A 15,944-nucleotide genomic window follows, 5' to 3' on the forward strand; every position below is an offset into this window, starting at 1 on the left:
CCCGCGCCGGGCCCTTCCGGCCGCACACACGAGAGAGATCCACCCATGACGAATCCTGCGGAGAAGCTCGTCGACCTGCTCGACCTGGAGCAGATCGAGGTCAACATCTTCCGCGGACTCAGCCCGGACGAGTCCCTCCAGCGCGTCTTCGGCGGGCAGGTCGCGGGGCAGGCCCTGGTGGCGGCGGGACGCACCACCGAGGGCGACCGCCCCGTGCACTCGCTGCACGCGTACTTCATCCGCCCCGGCCGCCCCGGCGTGCCGATCGTGTACCAGGTCGAGCGGATGCGCGACGGGCGCTCGTTCACCACGCGGCGGGTCACCGCCGTGCAGCAGGGTCGCACGATCTTCAATCTCACCGCCTCCTTCCACAAGCCCGAAGAGGGTGCCTTCGAGCACCAGTTGCCGCCGGCCCGGCTGGTGCCGGACCCGGAGTCGCTGCCGACGATCGCCGACGAGGTGCGGGGCCATCTGGGCGCGCTGCCCGACGCTCTGGAGCGGATGGCCCGCCGCCAGCCGTTCGACATCCGCTACGTCGACCGGCTGCGCTGGTCGCCCGAGGACATCGAGGCGGCCGAGCCGCGCAGCGCGGTGTGGATGCGTGCCGTGGGCCCCCTCGGCGACGATCCGCTCGTGCACACCTGCGCGCTCACCTACGCGAGCGACATGACGCTCCTCGACGCGGTCCGGCTGCCGATCGAACCGCTGTGGGGTCCGCGCGGCTTCGACATGGCCTCGCTCGACCACGCCATGTGGTTCCACCGTCCCTTCCGTGCCGATGAGTGGTTCCTGTACGACCAGGAGTCGCCGATCGCGACGGGCGGCCGTGGCCTGGCCCGCGGTCGCATCTACGACACGGAGGGCCGGCTGCTGGTCTCCGTGGTCCAGGAGGGGCTGTTCCGCAAGCTCGAGGGCTGACGAACCCGCGGCCGTCGGTTCCGCGGCGGCCGCTCAGGCTCCTCTTCCGGTGAGGCGGGCCCACAGGCCCCGCGGCCGTTCCGGTGAAGGCTCTGGAGGCTCGGCGACGGGCTCCGGCGAGGTCCGCGGCAGCGCCGCCGCGGGCTCCAGGTGCCCGACGGGTCGCGGCGCAGGGCGCCACCTTCGGGCCTCCTCCAGGTTGAGCAGCAGGTTTCCGCGCAGCCAGCTGATCTCGTCCGGGTCGTCGGCGGTCAGGATGCGCTGGACGATCTCGGCGTTCGGCGACTCCGGTGCTCCGTGCCAGAACTCATCGGGCCGCAGCCGGCCCAGGTGGGCCCGCTCGTAGGGGTCCGCGACGAGCTCCGCGAGCTGCGTGGGGTCCAGGAGCGTGGCGACGGCCGCCGCCCGTTCCCACGGGCCGTCCGCCAGGCCGAGCAGATATCCGGCGTGCCTGGCCCGCCAGTTCTTCGGCCGCAGGTCCGCGCCTGCCTGCAGCCTGGCGCGCACCCGGTCCGGCGCCCGCCCCGTCAGAAGCGGCCCGTTGACCTCGGCGCCCGCGAACTCCCGTAGCTCCTGGGCGAGGTACTGCCACACCACCGTCCGGTACCGATTGACGTAGAACTTCGCGGGCGTCAGCATCCCGGCGCGGGCCAGCCTGGTGAAGCGTGTCGACGGGATGTCCATGAGCTCGGCGCCCTCCGCCGTGCCCACGACCCTGACCTGCTCGAGCAGTGTGTCCGGGAAGCCATCGGCCTCACGGATGCGGTCGATCTCCTCGCGCGGGACGCGGCGTCGGCCGCCGCCCGGCGCCGGGACGGTGCGGATGCGTCCCAGCCGGACGGCGAGGTCGAACTCGCCGCGTTTCAGCCCCAGTTCCCGCGCCGCGCTGCTCTGGGGCCTGGTCATGATGTCGCCTTGCACGATGGTTCTCCCCCGTCTGCGAATCAGACACGGTCACTCTCCGTGACCGCTCGAGAGAAACCGTAGCCCGGATCACCGAGCCTCGTGCGGGCCTGTGGATAACCCTTCCGGCTGACCGGTCGCCGCAGGTCAGAGGTCTGCGAGCGGGCCCCGCTCCGGATTGCGGGCATCGACGGTGAGATGCTCGCCGACCCGGTGCACGAGCAGCGTCATCTCGTACGCGACCTGCCCGATGTCGGCCTCGGCCGCGCTGAGCACGCACAGGCAGCTGCCCTCGCCGGCCGCGGTCACGAACAGCACCGCGTCATCGAACTCGATCATCGTCTGGCGCACTCCGCCGGTGCCGAAGTACCGGCCGGAGCCCTTGGCGAGGCTGTGCAGTCCGGACGAGACGGCGGCGAGGTGCTCGGCGTCCTCGCGGCGCAGGCCCGTGCTCGCTCCCGCCACGAGGCCGTCGTTGGACAGGACCAGAGCGTGCCGCACATGTTCGACGCGCTGCGTCAGGTCGTCCAGCAGCCACCCGAGTCCTTCGTACTGCTGCCCCATGATCCCCTGTCCCCGCTTTCCTGTGGCTCCCCGCCCCGGAGGGGATCCGCTCCCCTGCCCGGAGGATCTCATTCGCAAGCCTTCCCCACGGTGGGCATCCGGGCAAGGAGGATGGGCGCATGGCACACAAGATGACCGATGAGCAATGGAAGGCCTTCGTCTCCGAGGGCACCCACACCGCCAAGTTGTCCACGGTGAGGGCGGACGGCAGCCCGCACATCGCCCCCGTCTGGTTCGTCCTCGACGGCGACGACATCGTGTTCAACACCGGCAAGGACACGGTCAAGGGCCGCAATCTGGCCCGGGACGGGCGGGTCGCCCTCTGCGTCGACGACGAGCGGCCCCCGTTCTCGTTCGTGTCCATCCAGGGCCGCGCCGAGCTCAGCGAGGACCCGGACGAGTTGCTGGATTCGGCCACCAGGATCGGTGGGCGGTACATGGGCGCCGACCGGGCCGAGGAGTTCGGCCGGCGCAACGCGGTGCCGGGCGAACTCGTCGTCCGTGTGCGGGTCGAGAAGGTCGTGGCGCTGGGCGACATGACCGGCTGAACCGGCCGGCCACGGGCGTCAGCCCACGGAGTCGAGCAGCCGGGCGGAGTGCATCCGCCCGGCGTACTCGACCAGTCTGATCAGCACCTCCTTTCCCGAGTCACGGTCGCGCGCGTCGCACAGCACCACGGGGGTCCCGCGGTCGAGGTCCAGGGCCCGGGCCACTTGGTGCGCACCGAAGGCCTTGCTGTCCGCGAAGCAGTTGACCGCCACGACGAACGGGATGTGCCGGTGCTCGAAGTAGTCCACGGCGGGGAAGCAGTCCTCGAGCCGCCGGGTGTCCGCGAGGACCACCGCGCCGAGCGAGCCCTGGGAGAGCTCGTCCCACAGGAACCAGAAGCGGTCCTGCCCCGGCGTGCCGAACAGGTAGAGCGACAGACCGGACCTGATGGTGATGCGGCCGAAGTCCATGGCGACGGTCGTGGTCGTCTTGCGTTCGACCGGCCCGGTGTCGTCCACGTCCTGGCCCAGTTCGCTCAGGCGTTCCTCGGTGCGCAGCGGCCTGATCTCGCTGACCGCGCCGACCAGGGTGGTCTTGCCCACGCCGAATCCACCCGCGACCAGAATCTTCAGGGCCAGGTCGACGGTGGGTCCACCTGCCGTGGTGTCAGAGTGCTCTGAGCCCATCGATGACTTCTCTCAGGATCTTCTCGTCGGGTAGTTGTGCGGGCGGCACCGGCCTGCTGACCTTCACGCAGGCCAGTTCGAGCAGGTCGCCGAGGAGCACGCGGACCACGCCCACGGGTACGTCGGTGCCCGCGGCCAGCTCGGCGACCGTCTGGGTCTCCGTGCGGCACAGTTCGATGATCGCCCGGTGCTCGGGGCCGAGGGCGGTGTCGTCGTGGGCGCCCGGCGCCGCGGTGTCGAGCGACACCAGGGCGATCAGGTCGAAGTGAGCTCCCTGGGGCCCCGCCGCGGTGCGCCCACCGGTCATCGCGTAGGGGCGGACCAAGGGCCCGGCCTCCTGGTCGAACCACTGGCTGCCGGGGTCGTCGTCGTTCATGTCGGCACCTGTGCCCCTCAGCCCGCGGTGGGCGGGTGCCCGACGGCTCTGGGGGCCGTGTAGAGGTGTTCGCCCACCCTCTTGACCAGGCGCGCCATCTCGTAGGCGACGAGCCCGATGTCGGCCGTGCCGGTGCTCAGGACGGCGAGGCAGGAACCGTCACCGGCGGCCGCCACGAAGAGGAAACCTTCATCCATCTCGACCATGGTCTGCCGCACCCCGCCGGTTCCGAAGTGCCGCCCCGTGCCCTTGGCGAGGCTGTTGAAGCCGGAGGCGACGGCCGAGAGGTGTTCGGCGTCCTCCCTGCGCAGCCCGCTGGAGGAGCCGACGGCGAGCCCGTCGTTGGAGAGGATCACGGCATGCCGCAGTTCGGGCACGCGCAGCACCAAGTCGTCCAGGAGCCAGTCCAGTTCACCGGAACCGTGCGCCGTGCCCGTGGTAGTCGGTTCCTTGATCATGCGGAGTCTCCTTCATGGGTGTCGGGGCCGGGCGGGCGGCCGCCGCCTCTGGCCCAGCCGTCCCGGAAGGAGGTCATCCGGGCCCGGACCTGTTCGGGGGTGCGCTCGTCCGGTGCGGGCACGCGCGCGGGGGGCGCCGGTTCGGCCGGCCGCTCGCGCAGTTGGGGCGCGAGGCTGGCCTGGCGTACCCGGCGTGGGAGGCCGTCGGGGGGTGGGGCCGCGTCGTCGTCCCCGGTGTCCTCCGGGAGTTCGCGGTTCACCGGTTCCGGCGGGGTGCGCAGGCGCAGCGCGGTGACGCCCGGCGGGTGCCGCGGGCTCTCCGGCTCCGCCGAGGGGGCGAGCGCCGGGCGGGGCGCCGGCGCGGGGACGGGGTGGCTGTCGTTCATCGGCCCCGCTTCGGGCTCGGGCACGCGCGCGTAGCGGCGCTCTTCCTGGGACGGTCGGTGCGCGTCGTGGGCGCTCGGCCCGACCTCGCCGTCCTTGTGCAGCAAGGGGGTCGGCAGGAGGACGACGGCGGTGGTGCCCCCGTACGGGGAGGTACGCAGGTGCACCTTGATCTCGTGGCGTTTGGCTAGCCTGCTGACCACGAAGAGGCCGAGCTGGTCGCTGTCGAACAGGTCGAGGGCCTCCGAGTGCCCGATGCGCTGGTTGGCCTCGGCGAGGCTCTCCTTGCCCATGCCGAGGCCGCGGTCCTCGATCTCGATCGCGTAGCCGTTGCCGACGGGCTCGCCGCTGATGCGCACCTTGGTGTGCGGGGGCGAGAACTGGGCGGCGTTCTCGACTAGTTCGGCCACCAGGTGGGTGAGGTCGGCGACGGCGGCCCCCGTCACCTGGGCGGCGGAGAGATGACGCACCTCCACGCGCGCGTAGTCCTCGATCTCGGAGACCGCGGCCCGCACGACGTTCGTCAGCGGGACGGGCTGCCGCCAGGCGCGGCCCGGCGCGGCCCCGGAGAGGATGATCAGGCTCTCCGCGTGGCGGCGCATCCGTGTGGTGAGGTGGTCGAGCCGGAACAGGTCGCCGAGTTCGCTCGGGTCGTCGGCGCGCCGCTCCATGCTGTCCAGGAGGCCGAGTTGGCGGTGGACGAGGACCTGGCTGCGGCGGGCGAGGTTGACGAACACCCCGGAGATGCCGCTGGCGAGTTCGGCGCGCTCCACGGCGGCGTACAGGGCCGCGCGATGCACGGTGGTGAGCGCCTCGGACACCTGGCCGGTCTCGTCCTCGGCGGGCGGGCCCTGCGGGGCTTCGGCCGCCACGTCGATCTCCTCGCCGGCCCGCAGCCTGCGCATGGTCTCGGGCAGTTTGCGGCGGGCGATCTCCAACGCGGTGTTGCGCAGGCTGACGAGTTCGACGACGAGGCCGCGGCCGATGCGCACGGAGATCACCAACGAGGCCGCCACGGCGACGAGTCCGAGCAGCACGGCCGCTCCCGCCGGGGTGAGGACTCCGCGGGTGAGCGGGTCCGCGCGGACCGCGGCACCGCGTGCGGCGTCCGTCTCGATGGCGCGCAATCGGTCCTGCACGGTCGCGTACGCCGTGTTCCAGGAGTCGGCGGACGCGGCGGCGAGCGCCTTGCCGCCCGGTTCCGCGATGAGGGTGCGGTCCTCGACGGCGCGTACGTCTCCGTAGGCGCGGCCCGCCGCCAGCCGTTTCCAGGCGGCTCGTTCGGGACCGCGCAGGTCGCGAGCGGCCGTGCCGATCAGGTTTCCGCGGGTCTCCACCGCACCGGTGAACAGCCGCAGCCGCTCGCCGTCCAGGGAACCGGCGAGGCGGGCACCGACGAGCACCGCGTTCTCCCGGGCGAGCATCTCGCCGGAGCGGCCGAATTCCAGGAGCACGCGCGCGTCGGAGCCGAGTTCGGAGTCCTGGATGCCGGTGAGCGAGCCGCTCACCGCGAAGGCGCTGTCGACGGACCTGGTGTACTGCCCGTAGGCGTCGTCCCAGCCGGTGCGCCGTTCCCGCACGGCCTTGCGCACGCTCCGCAGGTGCTCGACGCCGGCGACGAACGACTCCAGCCGGCCGGCCACCGCGCGCGGGAGGTCCGCGCCGTCCGCGACCGTGCCGTCCTTGCCGATGCGCAGGGCGGAGACGACGCGGTCGGTGGTGGCGGCGCGCCTGGTGAGGTCGTCGCCGCGGCCCGCGGTGGGCTCGGTGGCGTAGGCGACGGCCGCGGTCCGTTCGCGCTGCAGAGCGGCCACGGCGGCGCCGACCGGCGCACGCACCGACTCGTCGACCCGCTGCAACTGCCGCAGCCGCGCGACGTCCTGGGCGGTGCTCACGGTGGCGAAGGCCCACAGGGCGAGCAGCGAGACGACGGGCACCATCAGGAGGCAGATGATCTTCGCCCGGACCGTGCGCGGACGCAGATTCACGGCTCCCCCGCGCGCGGGTGGCGCCCCGCGGGGCTCTTCCGGCTCCACCAGGACGTCTTCGTCGGCGGGCGGTCCGGCGTGCGCCCGCCGGCCGCGCGCGGGGGCCGAACTCGCCTGCGGAGGGCCGGAGCTGGGGGTTCTGCGGGGCGGGCGCATGGCCTCCTCGATCGGGGTCGGGGCACGGTCGCGTGCCGGTGCCGGGCCGGTGTTCGTGCGGTCAGGGAGTGAGGTTCTCCAGCGGGCGCTGCGCCGACGTGGAGGCCTCCTTCTCGTCCGCGGTCGGGGACAGCGCGACGAACGCCGAAGTCAGGAAGAGGTAGGAGCCGAGCCCCACGGCCAGCGGGAAGATGAACTGCATCGCCGTGGCCCCGGCGAGCTCCGCCGTGGAGGGGGTCACCCGCACGCTCACCGCCATCATCCCGGTGTAGTGCATGCTGCTCACGGCGCCGCCCATGACGAGGGAGGCGACCGCGACGGCGCCCGGCGACTTGATGTTGAGGCCCGCCCACAGCGCGGCGGTCGCGGCGACGACGGCGATCACCACGGAGAGCGCCACCAGCAGCGGGTCGTAGTGGACCTGCCCGTGCAGGCGCAGGGCCGCCATCCCCAGGTAGTGCATGCTGGCCACGCCGATGCCCGTGGTGAGGCCGCCCAGGACCAGCGCGCGCCCCCGCTCGCGGTGATGACCGACCGCGAACACGCCGACGCCGACGACCGCCACGGCGACCAGCAGGCTGAGGATGGTCAGCGGCACGTCGTAGCGGATCTCGGTGCCGGTGACCGTGAAGCCGAGCATCGCCACGAAGTGCATGGTCCAGATGCCGGTGCCGATGGCGGAGGCGGCGGTGAGCAGCCAGTTGCGCCGGGCGCGGCCCGTGGTGTTCAGGGCGCGCACGGTGCAGCGCAGCCCGAGCGCCGCGCCGATGCACGCCATCGCGTACGACAGCACGGGGGTAAGCCAGCCGAAGGCGGCGTGGTCCAGGTGTCCCATGGGTCAGGGACGGTATTCCGGCGGGGGCGCGCAACAGGGGCGCAGTCCGAAAGGTTTTGGAATACGGAGGAGATGCGGTTCGGAACGGTCGCGGGAGTGTCGAACATGCGCACCGCACGTGCATGCGATGTCTTCGCCGAAGTCTTCGACGGAGAAGGGACCTTTCGGCGCCCGTGTCCCCCACTCGTGTCACAGGACGCGCCTGGGCGCCGCTGTCAGTGCGCTGCGCAATCATGGAGCGCATGAACGATGACGCCACACGTGTGCAGGAGTTCTTCACGGCCAGGGCCGCGGACTGGGACGTCCGTTTTCCCGACGACGGCCCCGCCTACGCGTCCGCGGTGGCCGCGATGGGGCTGCGCCCGGGAAGCCGCGTGCTCGACGCCGGCTGCGGCACGGGGCGGGCGCTGTCGCCGCTGCGTGCGGCCGTGGGGCCCTCCGGAGTGGTCCTGGGCGCCGACCTGACGCCGGCCATGTTGGAGCGGGCCGTGCGGGCGGGCAGGGACACCGAGGGGCGACTGCTGCTCACGGACGTGGCCCGGCTGCCGCTCCGCGCGGGCGTGCTGGACGCGGTGTTCGGCGCAGGGCTCATCTCCCATCTGCCGCAACCGGCGGAGAATCTGCGCGAGTTGGCGCGCGTGGCGCGTCCCGGCGGACTGCTCGCGCTCTTCCATCCCATCGGCCGGGCCGCCCTCGCCGCCCGTCACGGGCGCGCGCTCACGCCGGACGACCTGCGCGCCGAGTCCAATCTGCGCCCGCTCCTCGACGCCGCCGGCTGGCGCCTGACCTCGTACGTCGACGAGGACGAGCGCTTCCTGGCGCTCGCGGTGCGGGAGTTCGAGGACGGAGAGGCCTGACCCGCGGTCAAGGAGCCGAGAACCGAACCCGACTGAGCCCCACCGCGCGGGATCCGCTCCGCGGCCGGGTCTGTCACCATGGCCGCAACCGCGCGACACACGTCGGCGGTTACCGGCAGGGGGACGGTGGCGTCCATGATCGATCGAGTCCGCAAGGCGTGGAGGACGTGGCGCGAGGACGGCGGCACGCCGGGCCGGAGGGAGCGTGCGCACAATCTCTTCGAGGCCGCTGCCGCCTACGTGACGGCATGCGTCGAGGACGACCAGGAGCGCGCCGACGAGGCGGCGGGCTGGGTCGAGCCGAGCGCACTGGCCTTCGGGGTCAACGAACTCGCCTGCAGGGCCGTCATCGCCCTCGCGCGGGAACGCGACGAACCGCCACGAACCGTCGCCCGCTCCCTCCTTGGGCTGCCCGTCGGGTGACCCACGCGCGGGAGCGCACGTCAAGGGCACTGGATGTCGACACTTTGTTCACGGCAGGGCTACAGGAGCCGACCTGCCGCTGATTTTCCTGGTCATCGACCGCGGACCCCCCTGTACGGCGCCGTCGGGCACTGGCTAAGGTCTCGCCGGTGGAACGAAGTTCAGGGGAGGCCGGCGTGACCGGAGTGGACGAAGCGGCGGTCGAAGGGGACGACGCGCTGTACGTGCTGACGGCGGTGTTGCTGACGCCTGCGAAGTTCCCGAGCGTGCTCGGTGACGACTACCCGGAGGCCTGCGCGGCCCTGGGGCTCGCACCGCTGGCCGAGGGGTACGGCCTGGTGCTCGGCCAGGACGGGCAGGGTGCCCGCTGGACCGTCGTCGTCGACGACGTGTCGCTCGTCGCCGTCGCCATCGCGTCGTGGGACTGCGGGATGGAGTACGAGCTCTCGCCCGACGAGGACAGCATGGTCGCGGCGCTGCCGGGCTGGCCGCTCGCGCTCGCGGTGGCCGCCCCGGGCGTCCCCGCGCCGCACGACCCCGAGCCCGACCCCGAGTACGCGGACACGCCGCCGCTGACGCCGCCCGACACGGAGACGTGGGGCCCGGCCCAACGACGCCTAGGAGCGGACGAGATAGCGCTCCAGTGGGCCGTCTGGCGGGAGCAGCTCGACGACTCGCAGTTCGCCACGGATGAGGACGCCGAGGCGCCCCAGGAGGGCGACGCGGCACAGGCCGCTCCGAGCGGTTCGCACACCGGCATCCGGCGGGTCCTCTCGGAGGTGCGCGGGTACGTGGACGCGCCGCCGCCCCTGGGCCGCGTGCGGTCCTCGTTCGCCTCCGGCGACGCCCGGACGCTGCGCGCCGACGGGCCCGGCTGGTCGATGGTCGCGCGGACCGACGACATCGCCTTCGTGCTCCTCGACGACGAGCCGGGCGAGGTGCTGCCGGTCGGCCGCGGCAAGGAGCTGCCGAGCCTGCTCGAAGCGCTCGACAAGATGGCCGTACGCCCCACGTGAACCGCCAAGGCCGCACGGGGCGCGAACGCCCCGCGCGGCTTTGGCCGTCACGCTTTCCTCAGCGCCCCAGCTCCTTGCGCGAGACGCGGCGCAGCCTGCGCCGCTGCGAGGGGTCGAGCATCAGGTACGCGGCGGTGGGCGCGCCCAGCACGATGAGCAGGGCCGCCCACCAGGGCAGCCAGATCAGCAGGATGATGCCGGCCGCCACACCTCCCGCGGCGATCTTCGCGTTCTTCGACATGTGTGGCCTCCTTCGGGGGCGGCCCGCCCTCGCCTGGGTGGGGCGGGCTCGCCCTCTGCTGTGAGAAACGGGCCCACGTCGCCCGCAGTTCCGTCGAGGGACCCTGAGACATCCCTGATTCCGCGTCCCCGCGTACCGCGTGGAGGTCGTCAGATGTCGGCCCGCAGCGGCTCTCCCACTTCATACATGTGGCGCAGCGCCTGGCGGTAGGAGTCGACGAGGCCCGTCTCCACGAAGGGGATGCCGAGCCCCCGGCAGTGCGCCTTCACCATGGGCTGGGCGAGGCGCAGGTGGGGGCGGGGCATGCTCGGGAACAGGTGGTGCTCGATCTGGTAGTTGAGTCCGCCGAGGAACCAGTCGGTCAGCGCGCCGCCCTTGATGTTGCGGGAGGTGAGGACCTGGCGGCGCAGGTGGCCCCACTTGTCGCCGTCCGGGTCGGGCATCTCCATGCCCTTGTGGTTGGGCGCGAAGGCCATGCCCAGGTGCAGCCCGAACAGCGCCTGGTGGAGGGCCGCGAAGACGAGCGCGTGGCCGAGCGACATCGTGGTGAGCAGCAGGGCGAGGTATCCGGCCACGTGCGCGACCAGGAAGGCGCCCTCCACGAGGCGTTCGCGGCGGCCCTGGCGGCGCAGGTCCTGGAATCCGTAGAGCTTCAGGGCGAGGCCCTCGAGCAGGGTGAGCGGGAAGAAGAGCCAGGCCTGGTGGCGGGTGAGCCAGCCGCGGAACCCCGCGCGCGTGGCGGCCTGCTTGCTGGTGAAGACGAGGACGTCGGCGGCGACGTCGGGGTCCTTCTCGATGTGGTTCGGGTTGGCGTGGTGCCGGTTGTGCTTGTCGTTCCACCAGCTGTAGGACATGCCGAGCAGCAGATTGCCGTGGACCAGGCCGATCAGCCGGCTCACCGAGCGGTTCCCGGTGATCTGGGCGTGGCCCGCGTCGTGCCCGATGAAGGCTGTGCGCGCGCACAGCACCGCGAGGACCGGGGCCAGGGCGAGCACCCACCACGAGCCGCCGATGAGGGCCATGCCCGTGACGACGGCGCCGAGGCACAGGGCGTTGACCACGATGGTGCGCACGTACCAGCCGGTGCGCCGTTCCAGCAGCCCCTGCCCCTTGACGGCACGCAGCAGGGGCGTGAACTCGCTTCCCCCTTGGGAGGGGGAAACCGGCCTGGTGGCGGGTTTCGGCAGGGTTCCGACGGCCGAGGGCATGGCGGTCTCCGGTCTGTGGTGGGTGAGGTCGATGCGGCGGGCTACGCGTCGCCCGACCTCTAGGAACCTATGGATCACGGACCTTGATCGACCATGGCGCCACCACCCGAGTACCGCCTGGGTTCACCCCACCTCGAGAGGGGGGTAAGCCCCACCCTTAAGGGTCAGGTGATCCAGATCACGACATATGGAGGCGCGTCGGGCCGTTTCGGGGGTGTACCCTCGGCGCCTCCAGGGTGAGTAGTCAAGTTTGATGAATACGAGGACGTCGCCATCTCCGAGCAGACCCGCACCGCTCCGCCCACTCCCTCCGAAACCGCCGAACTCGCGCGCTGCGGCGTCGTGTTCACTCCGGCCGACCCGGCCCGCACGTCGACCGTGGCCTTCTGGCGGCCCGACGGCGGCGAGCCGCCGCTGCCGGAGGCGGGCGCCCGCACTGAGCTGCGCCTCGCGCTGCCCGGCGAGGACGCCGTGGATTCCGTGACCGTGCCGGCCGTCACCCTGCCCGTGCGCACCGCGCTGCCGGTGCTCACCCGCGCGCGTGCCACCGCGGACGCCGACCCGACCGCGAGCTTCTGGGGCACGGCCGGCCTCCTGGCGCTCCAACTCGTCGCCCGTGGGCTCCTGTTGCCCGGCGTGAGCGCCGAAGGACACGACGCGTGGCGCGCGGGACCGCTGCTGGCCGCCGACCTCGACCGGGTCAGGGAGCTGGCCGCGGCGATGCCGCCCGAGGCGCACGCCGTGCCGCTGGACGGGCACGAACCGCCGCGCCTGCACGCCCCGGAGCAACTGCTGCGCGCGTTCCTGGACGCGGTGGCCGACGCCCTGCCGCGCTCCCCCGCCGCCGCGCACGCCGCCGGTGCACCGGCGTTCGCGGCGCGGGCTCCGCAGCGGGTGCCCGAGCTGCGCCCCTGGGCGGGGGATGTCGCGGCGGGACTCGACGCGGGCGTACGGATCTCGCTGCGCGTGGAGGTCCCCGGGCTCGAACTGCTCGCCGACGACGAGCCCCGCGCCCCGTTCCGCGCCGTGCTTCAGCTGCACAGCGTCAGCGACCCCACCCTGGTCGCGGACGCGGCCCAGGTGTGGGCCGGTACCGGCGCCTCCGGACAGGCATTCGGCGACCGTGCCCGTATGGACGCGTTGTTGGCGCTGCGCCGTGCCACGCGCGCGTGGACGCCGCTCGCGCCGCTGCTCTCCGCGACCGTTCCGGACGCCGTCGAACTGGCCGACGACGAGGTCGCCGAGCTGCTCGGCGAGGGCGCGCGGGCGCTGTCGGCGGCCGGCGTGGAGGTGCACTGGCCCAAGGAGCTTGCCCGCAAGCTGACGGCCCGTGCGGTGATCGGCCCGGCCGAGGGTGAGGACCCCGACGGGCTGTCCTCCGACGGGCCGTCCTTCCTGTCCGCCGACGCCCTGCTGGCCTTCGACTGGCGGTTCGCCCTGGGCGACCAGGAGTTGAGCCGCGAGGAGCTGGACGTGCTCGCCGAGGCGAACCGCCCGATGGTGCGGCTGCGCGACCAGTGGGTGCTCATCGACCCCGCGGAGGCCCGCCGCGTCCGCTCCCACCAGGACCGCAAGGTCACCCCCGTCGACGCGTTGAGCGCCGTTCTCACGGGCTCGACCGAGATCGAGGGCCGCCGGGTCGACGTGCGCCCCACGGGCTGGCTCACGACCCTGCGGGACCGCCTCGCCGACCCCGAGGGCATGGAGCCGGTCGGCCAACCGGCGGCACTCCAGGCCGACTTGCGCGACTACCAGCTGCGCGGACTCAACTGGCTCGCCCGGATGACCTCGCTCGGCCTCGGCGCCTGCCTCGCCGACGACATGGGCCTGGGCAAGACGATCACCCTGATCGCGCTGCACCTGCACCGCCAGACCTCCCCGCAGAGCGCCGGGCCGACGCTCGTGGTGTGCCCGACGTCCCTGATGGGCAACTGGCAGCGCGAGATCGAGAAGTTCGCGCCTGGCACCCCGGTGCGCCGCTTCCACGGCGGGCGCCGCTCCCTGGAGAACCTCGCCGACGGCGAGTTCGTCCTCACCACGTACGGCACGATGCGCCTGGACGCGGCCCAACTCGGCACCGCCCCCTGGGGAATGCTCGTCGCCGACGAGGCGCAGCACGTGAAGAACCCGTACTCGGCGACGGCCAAGGAGCTGCGCACCATCAGCGCACGCGCGCGCGTGGCGCTCACCGGCACCCCGGTCGAGAACAACCTCTCCGAGCTGTGGGCCCTCCTCGACTGGACGACACCCGGCCTGCTGGGCCGCCTCGGCACGTTCCGCACGCGCTACGCCCAGGCGATCGAGGGCGGCAAGGACCCGGCAGCGGCGGAGCGCCTGGCCAAGCTCGTGGGGCCCTTCCTGTTGCGTCGGCGCAAGTCGGACCCCGGCATCGCACCGGAGCTGCCGCCCAAGACCGAGACGGACCGCGCGGTGTCCCTGACCGCCGAACAGGCGGGCCTCTACGAAGCCGTGGTGCGCGAGACGCTCGCGGAGATCGCCGGGGCGGCCGGATTCGAGCGGCGCGGCCTGATCGTCAAGCTGCTCACCGGCCTCAAGCAGATCTGCAACCACCCGGCGCAGTACCTCAAGGAGGACAAGCCGCGCATCACCGGCCGCTCCGGGAAGCTGGAACTCCTCGACGAGCTCCTGGACACGATCCTGGCCGAGGACGCGAGCGCGCTGGTGTTCACGCAGTACGTGCAGATGGCCCGCCTCGTGGAACAGCATCTGGCGGCCCGCGGCGTCCCGGTGATGTTCCTCCACGGAGGCACCCCGGTCGCGGAGCGCGAGTCCATGGTGCGGCGCTTCCAGGAGGGCGAGGTGCCCGTGTTCCTGCTCTCCCTGAAGGCCGCGGGCACCGGACTCAACCTCACGCGCGCGGAGCACGTCGTGCACTACGACCGCTGGTGGAACCCGGCCGTGGAGGCGCAGGCCACCGACCGCGCGTACCGCATCGGGCAGACCAGGCCGGTGCAGGTGCACCGGCTGATCGCCGAGGGCACGATCGAGGACCGCATCGCGGAGATGCTGCTCCGCAAGCAGGAGTTGGCGGACGCGGTGCTCGGCTCCGGCGAGGCGGCACTGACCGAACTCACCGACGCGGAACTGGCGGACCTGGTCGAGCTGCGAGGGGGCAATCGATGAGTCACACGGAAGACGACATGCGCACGTTCGCGGCGCTGCCACCCGCGCGCGGGCGCGCGTTCGCCGAGACCTGGTGGGGGCAGGCCTGGCTGAAGGCGCTGGAGGACACCGCGCTCGACACCGCGCAACTGAAGGCGGGGCGCAGGCTCGCGCGCGCCGGTGCGGTGGGCGCGGTCTCGGTCAGGCCGGGCCGCATCACGGCGGTGGTGGAGGACCGGGGCGGCGCGACGTACCGCTCGGACGTGCTGCTGCAGTGCCTGGACGAGGACGAGTGGGACGGCTTCCTGACGATGGCGGCCGAGCGTGCCGGGCACATCGCGGCGCTCCTGGACCGCGACATGCCGCCGCACCTCGTGGAGGACGCCTCGGCCTCGGGTGTGGAACTCCTGCCGGGGATCGGCGACTTGGAGCCGCGCTGCGACTGCGACGCCTGGGACCACTGCGCACACACGGCGGCGCTGAGCTATCAGCTCGCGCGCCTGCTGGACCAGGACCCGTTCGTGCTGCTTCTGCTGCGCGGGCGCGGCGAGCGCGCGCTGCTCGACGAGCTTCAGGTGCGCAGCACCGTGCGCACCGAACAGGAGGCGCCGCGCGAGGACCAGGAGACCGAGGGCGTGGACGCCGCCGAGGCGTACGCGTCGGCGATCGTGCTGCCGCCGCTGCCGGGTCCTCCGCCGCTGCCCGACGAGCCCGGACTGCCGCCGTCGCTCGACACTGAGACGCCGCCGCCCGCGGGCACGGACGTCGACGCGCTCGGCTTCCTCGGCGCGCAGGCGGCGACCGAGGCGCACCGGCTGCTCGCGGACGCGCTGTCCCCCGGCCACGAACAGCGGGCCGCGCTGCCGGAGTTGACGGTCCCGCAGGACGCCGTGCGCCTGGCGGCCGCGTCCCCCGCGCCGCACATCCGGGCGCGGCTCGCCGAGACCGGGGGCCGCGGCCGGGAGGGCCTGACGCTCGCCGTGCGCGCCTGGGAGTACGGGGGCGCCGCCGCGCTCGACGTACTGGACGAGGAGTGGGCGCCGGACGCGGACGGGCTCGCACGCGCGCGTGCCGCGCTCGACGCCGCCTGGGACGACGACGAGCGCCCCGCCCTCAAGGCCGCCCGCTGCCGCTGGAGCACCGCGGACGGACAGGCCCAACTGCGGCTCGGCCGGGACGGCCGCTGGTGGCCCTACCGCAAGCAGCGGGGCCGCTGGACGCCCGCGGGCCCGGCGACCTCCGACCCCGCCTCCGCTCTGGCCGGCGCGGCCGGCTCCGCCGACGAGGACGGGTAGGGCCACCGGCGCACGCCCAGGGGG

At 73.0% G+C, this 15,944-nt stretch carries 16 protein-coding genes; 7 read left to right on the top strand and 9 right to left on the bottom strand.

Annotated features, from left to right (window positions below):
• Positions 1–45: 45 nt before the first annotated feature.
• Positions 46–918, top strand: a complete 873-nt coding sequence (locus tag ACZ7L4_RS39335) for an acyl-CoA thioesterase (RefSeq protein WP_450813172.1) — start codon at positions 46–48, stop codon at positions 916–918.
• 33 nt (positions 919–951) lie between these two features.
• Here ACZ7L4_RS39335 and ACZ7L4_RS39340 read toward each other — a convergent pair whose 3' ends face one another.
• Together ACZ7L4_RS39340 and ACZ7L4_RS39345 are read right to left on the bottom strand one after the other, a co-directional pair.
• Entirely contained in the window at positions 952–1,824 is an 873-nt protein-coding gene (locus ACZ7L4_RS39340; protein WP_472109870.1) for a DUF6397 family protein, read from the bottom strand.
• Positions 1,825–1,968: 144 nt separating this feature from the next.
• Positions 1,969–2,385 carry a roadblock/LC7 domain-containing protein gene (locus tag ACZ7L4_RS39345; protein WP_472109871.1) on the bottom strand — a complete coding sequence of 139 codons (417 nt, stop codon included), beginning with the start codon at positions 2,383–2,385 and terminating at the stop codon, positions 1,969–1,971.
• 119 nt (positions 2,386–2,504) lie between these two features.
• On the opposite strand from ACZ7L4_RS39345, the gene ACZ7L4_RS39350 reads away from it, so the two are divergent.
• The gene (locus tag ACZ7L4_RS39350; RefSeq protein ID WP_356383267.1) at positions 2,505–2,933 is read left to right on the top strand and encodes a PPOX class F420-dependent oxidoreductase; all 429 of its coding nucleotides are present in this window, start codon (positions 2,505–2,507) and stop codon (positions 2,931–2,933) included.
• 18 nt (positions 2,934–2,951) lie between these two features.
• Here the strand turns inward: ACZ7L4_RS39350 and ACZ7L4_RS39355 are convergent, their stop codons facing one another.
• The 5 genes from ACZ7L4_RS39355 to ACZ7L4_RS39375 all read right to left on the bottom strand — a co-directional run bounded on the left by ACZ7L4_RS39355 (position 2,952) and on the right by ACZ7L4_RS39375 (position 7,757).
• Positions 2,952–3,560 (bottom strand): GTP-binding protein, encoded by a 609-nt coding sequence (locus ACZ7L4_RS39355; protein ID WP_472109872.1) that lies wholly within the window; start codon positions 3,558–3,560, stop codon positions 2,952–2,954.
• The gene (locus ACZ7L4_RS39360) at positions 3,541–3,936 is read right to left on the bottom strand and encodes a DUF742 domain-containing protein (RefSeq protein WP_472109873.1); all 396 of its coding nucleotides are present in this window, start codon (positions 3,934–3,936) and stop codon (positions 3,541–3,543) included. The genes ACZ7L4_RS39355 and ACZ7L4_RS39360 overlap by 20 nt, the downstream gene beginning before the upstream one ends.
• 17 nt (positions 3,937–3,953) lie before the next feature.
• Positions 3,954–4,394: a roadblock/LC7 domain-containing protein gene (locus tag ACZ7L4_RS39365; protein ID WP_472109874.1), complete on the bottom strand. Its 441-nt coding sequence runs from the start codon at positions 4,392–4,394 to the stop codon at positions 3,954–3,956.
• On the bottom strand, positions 4,391–6,922 hold the full coding sequence (locus ACZ7L4_RS39370) for a sensor histidine kinase (RefSeq protein ID WP_472109875.1): 2,532 nt from the start codon (positions 6,920–6,922) through the stop codon (positions 4,391–4,393). Before ACZ7L4_RS39370 ends, ACZ7L4_RS39365 begins: the two co-directional genes overlap by 4 nt.
• Before the next feature lie 61 nt (positions 6,923–6,983).
• Positions 6,984–7,757: an MHYT domain-containing protein gene (locus ACZ7L4_RS39375; RefSeq protein WP_472109876.1), complete on the bottom strand. Its 774-nt coding sequence runs from the start codon at positions 7,755–7,757 to the stop codon at positions 6,984–6,986.
• A gap of 242 nt (positions 7,758–7,999) precedes the next feature.
• On the opposite strand from ACZ7L4_RS39375, the gene ACZ7L4_RS39380 reads away from it, so the two are divergent.
• The 3 genes from ACZ7L4_RS39380 to ACZ7L4_RS39390 all read left to right on the top strand — a co-directional run bounded on the left by ACZ7L4_RS39380 (position 8,000) and on the right by ACZ7L4_RS39390 (position 10,053).
• Positions 8,000–8,614, top strand: coding sequence for a class I SAM-dependent methyltransferase (locus tag ACZ7L4_RS39380; RefSeq protein ID WP_472109877.1), 615 nt, complete (start codon positions 8,000–8,002; stop codon positions 8,612–8,614).
• A 135-nt stretch (positions 8,615–8,749) separates the two neighbouring features.
• A complete protein-coding gene (locus tag ACZ7L4_RS39385) occupies positions 8,750–9,037 on the top strand; it encodes a hypothetical protein (protein ID WP_472109878.1) in 288 nt (95 codons plus the stop codon).
• A gap of 176 nt (positions 9,038–9,213) precedes the next feature.
• Positions 9,214–10,053, top strand: coding sequence for a hypothetical protein (locus ACZ7L4_RS39390; RefSeq protein ID WP_472109879.1), 840 nt, complete (start codon positions 9,214–9,216; stop codon positions 10,051–10,053).
• A gap of 58 nt (positions 10,054–10,111) precedes the next feature.
• Here the strand turns inward: ACZ7L4_RS39390 and ACZ7L4_RS39395 are convergent, their stop codons facing one another.
• A complete protein-coding gene (locus ACZ7L4_RS39395) occupies positions 10,112–10,294 on the bottom strand; it encodes a hypothetical protein (protein WP_472109880.1) in 183 nt (60 codons plus the stop codon).
• A 149-nt stretch (positions 10,295–10,443) separates the two neighbouring features.
• Positions 10,444–11,502, bottom strand: a complete 1,059-nt coding sequence (locus ACZ7L4_RS39400; protein WP_472109881.1) for a fatty acid desaturase family protein — start codon at positions 11,500–11,502, stop codon at positions 10,444–10,446.
• 342 nt (positions 11,503–11,844) lie between these two features.
• Here ACZ7L4_RS39400 and ACZ7L4_RS39405 point away from each other — a divergent pair, with 342 nt between their 5' ends.
• The gene (locus ACZ7L4_RS39405) at positions 11,845–14,646 is read left to right on the top strand and encodes a DEAD/DEAH box helicase (RefSeq protein WP_472109882.1); all 2,802 of its coding nucleotides are present in this window, start codon (positions 11,845–11,847) and stop codon (positions 14,644–14,646) included.
• The gene (locus tag ACZ7L4_RS39410; protein WP_472109883.1) at positions 14,643–15,920 is read left to right on the top strand and encodes an SWIM zinc finger family protein; all 1,278 of its coding nucleotides are present in this window, start codon (positions 14,643–14,645) and stop codon (positions 15,918–15,920) included. Before ACZ7L4_RS39405 ends, ACZ7L4_RS39410 begins: the two co-directional genes overlap by 4 nt.
• Positions 15,921–15,944: the final 24 nt, after the last annotated feature.

The sequence above is a fragment of the Streptomyces sp. NPDC107575 genome (assembly GCF_055657265.1).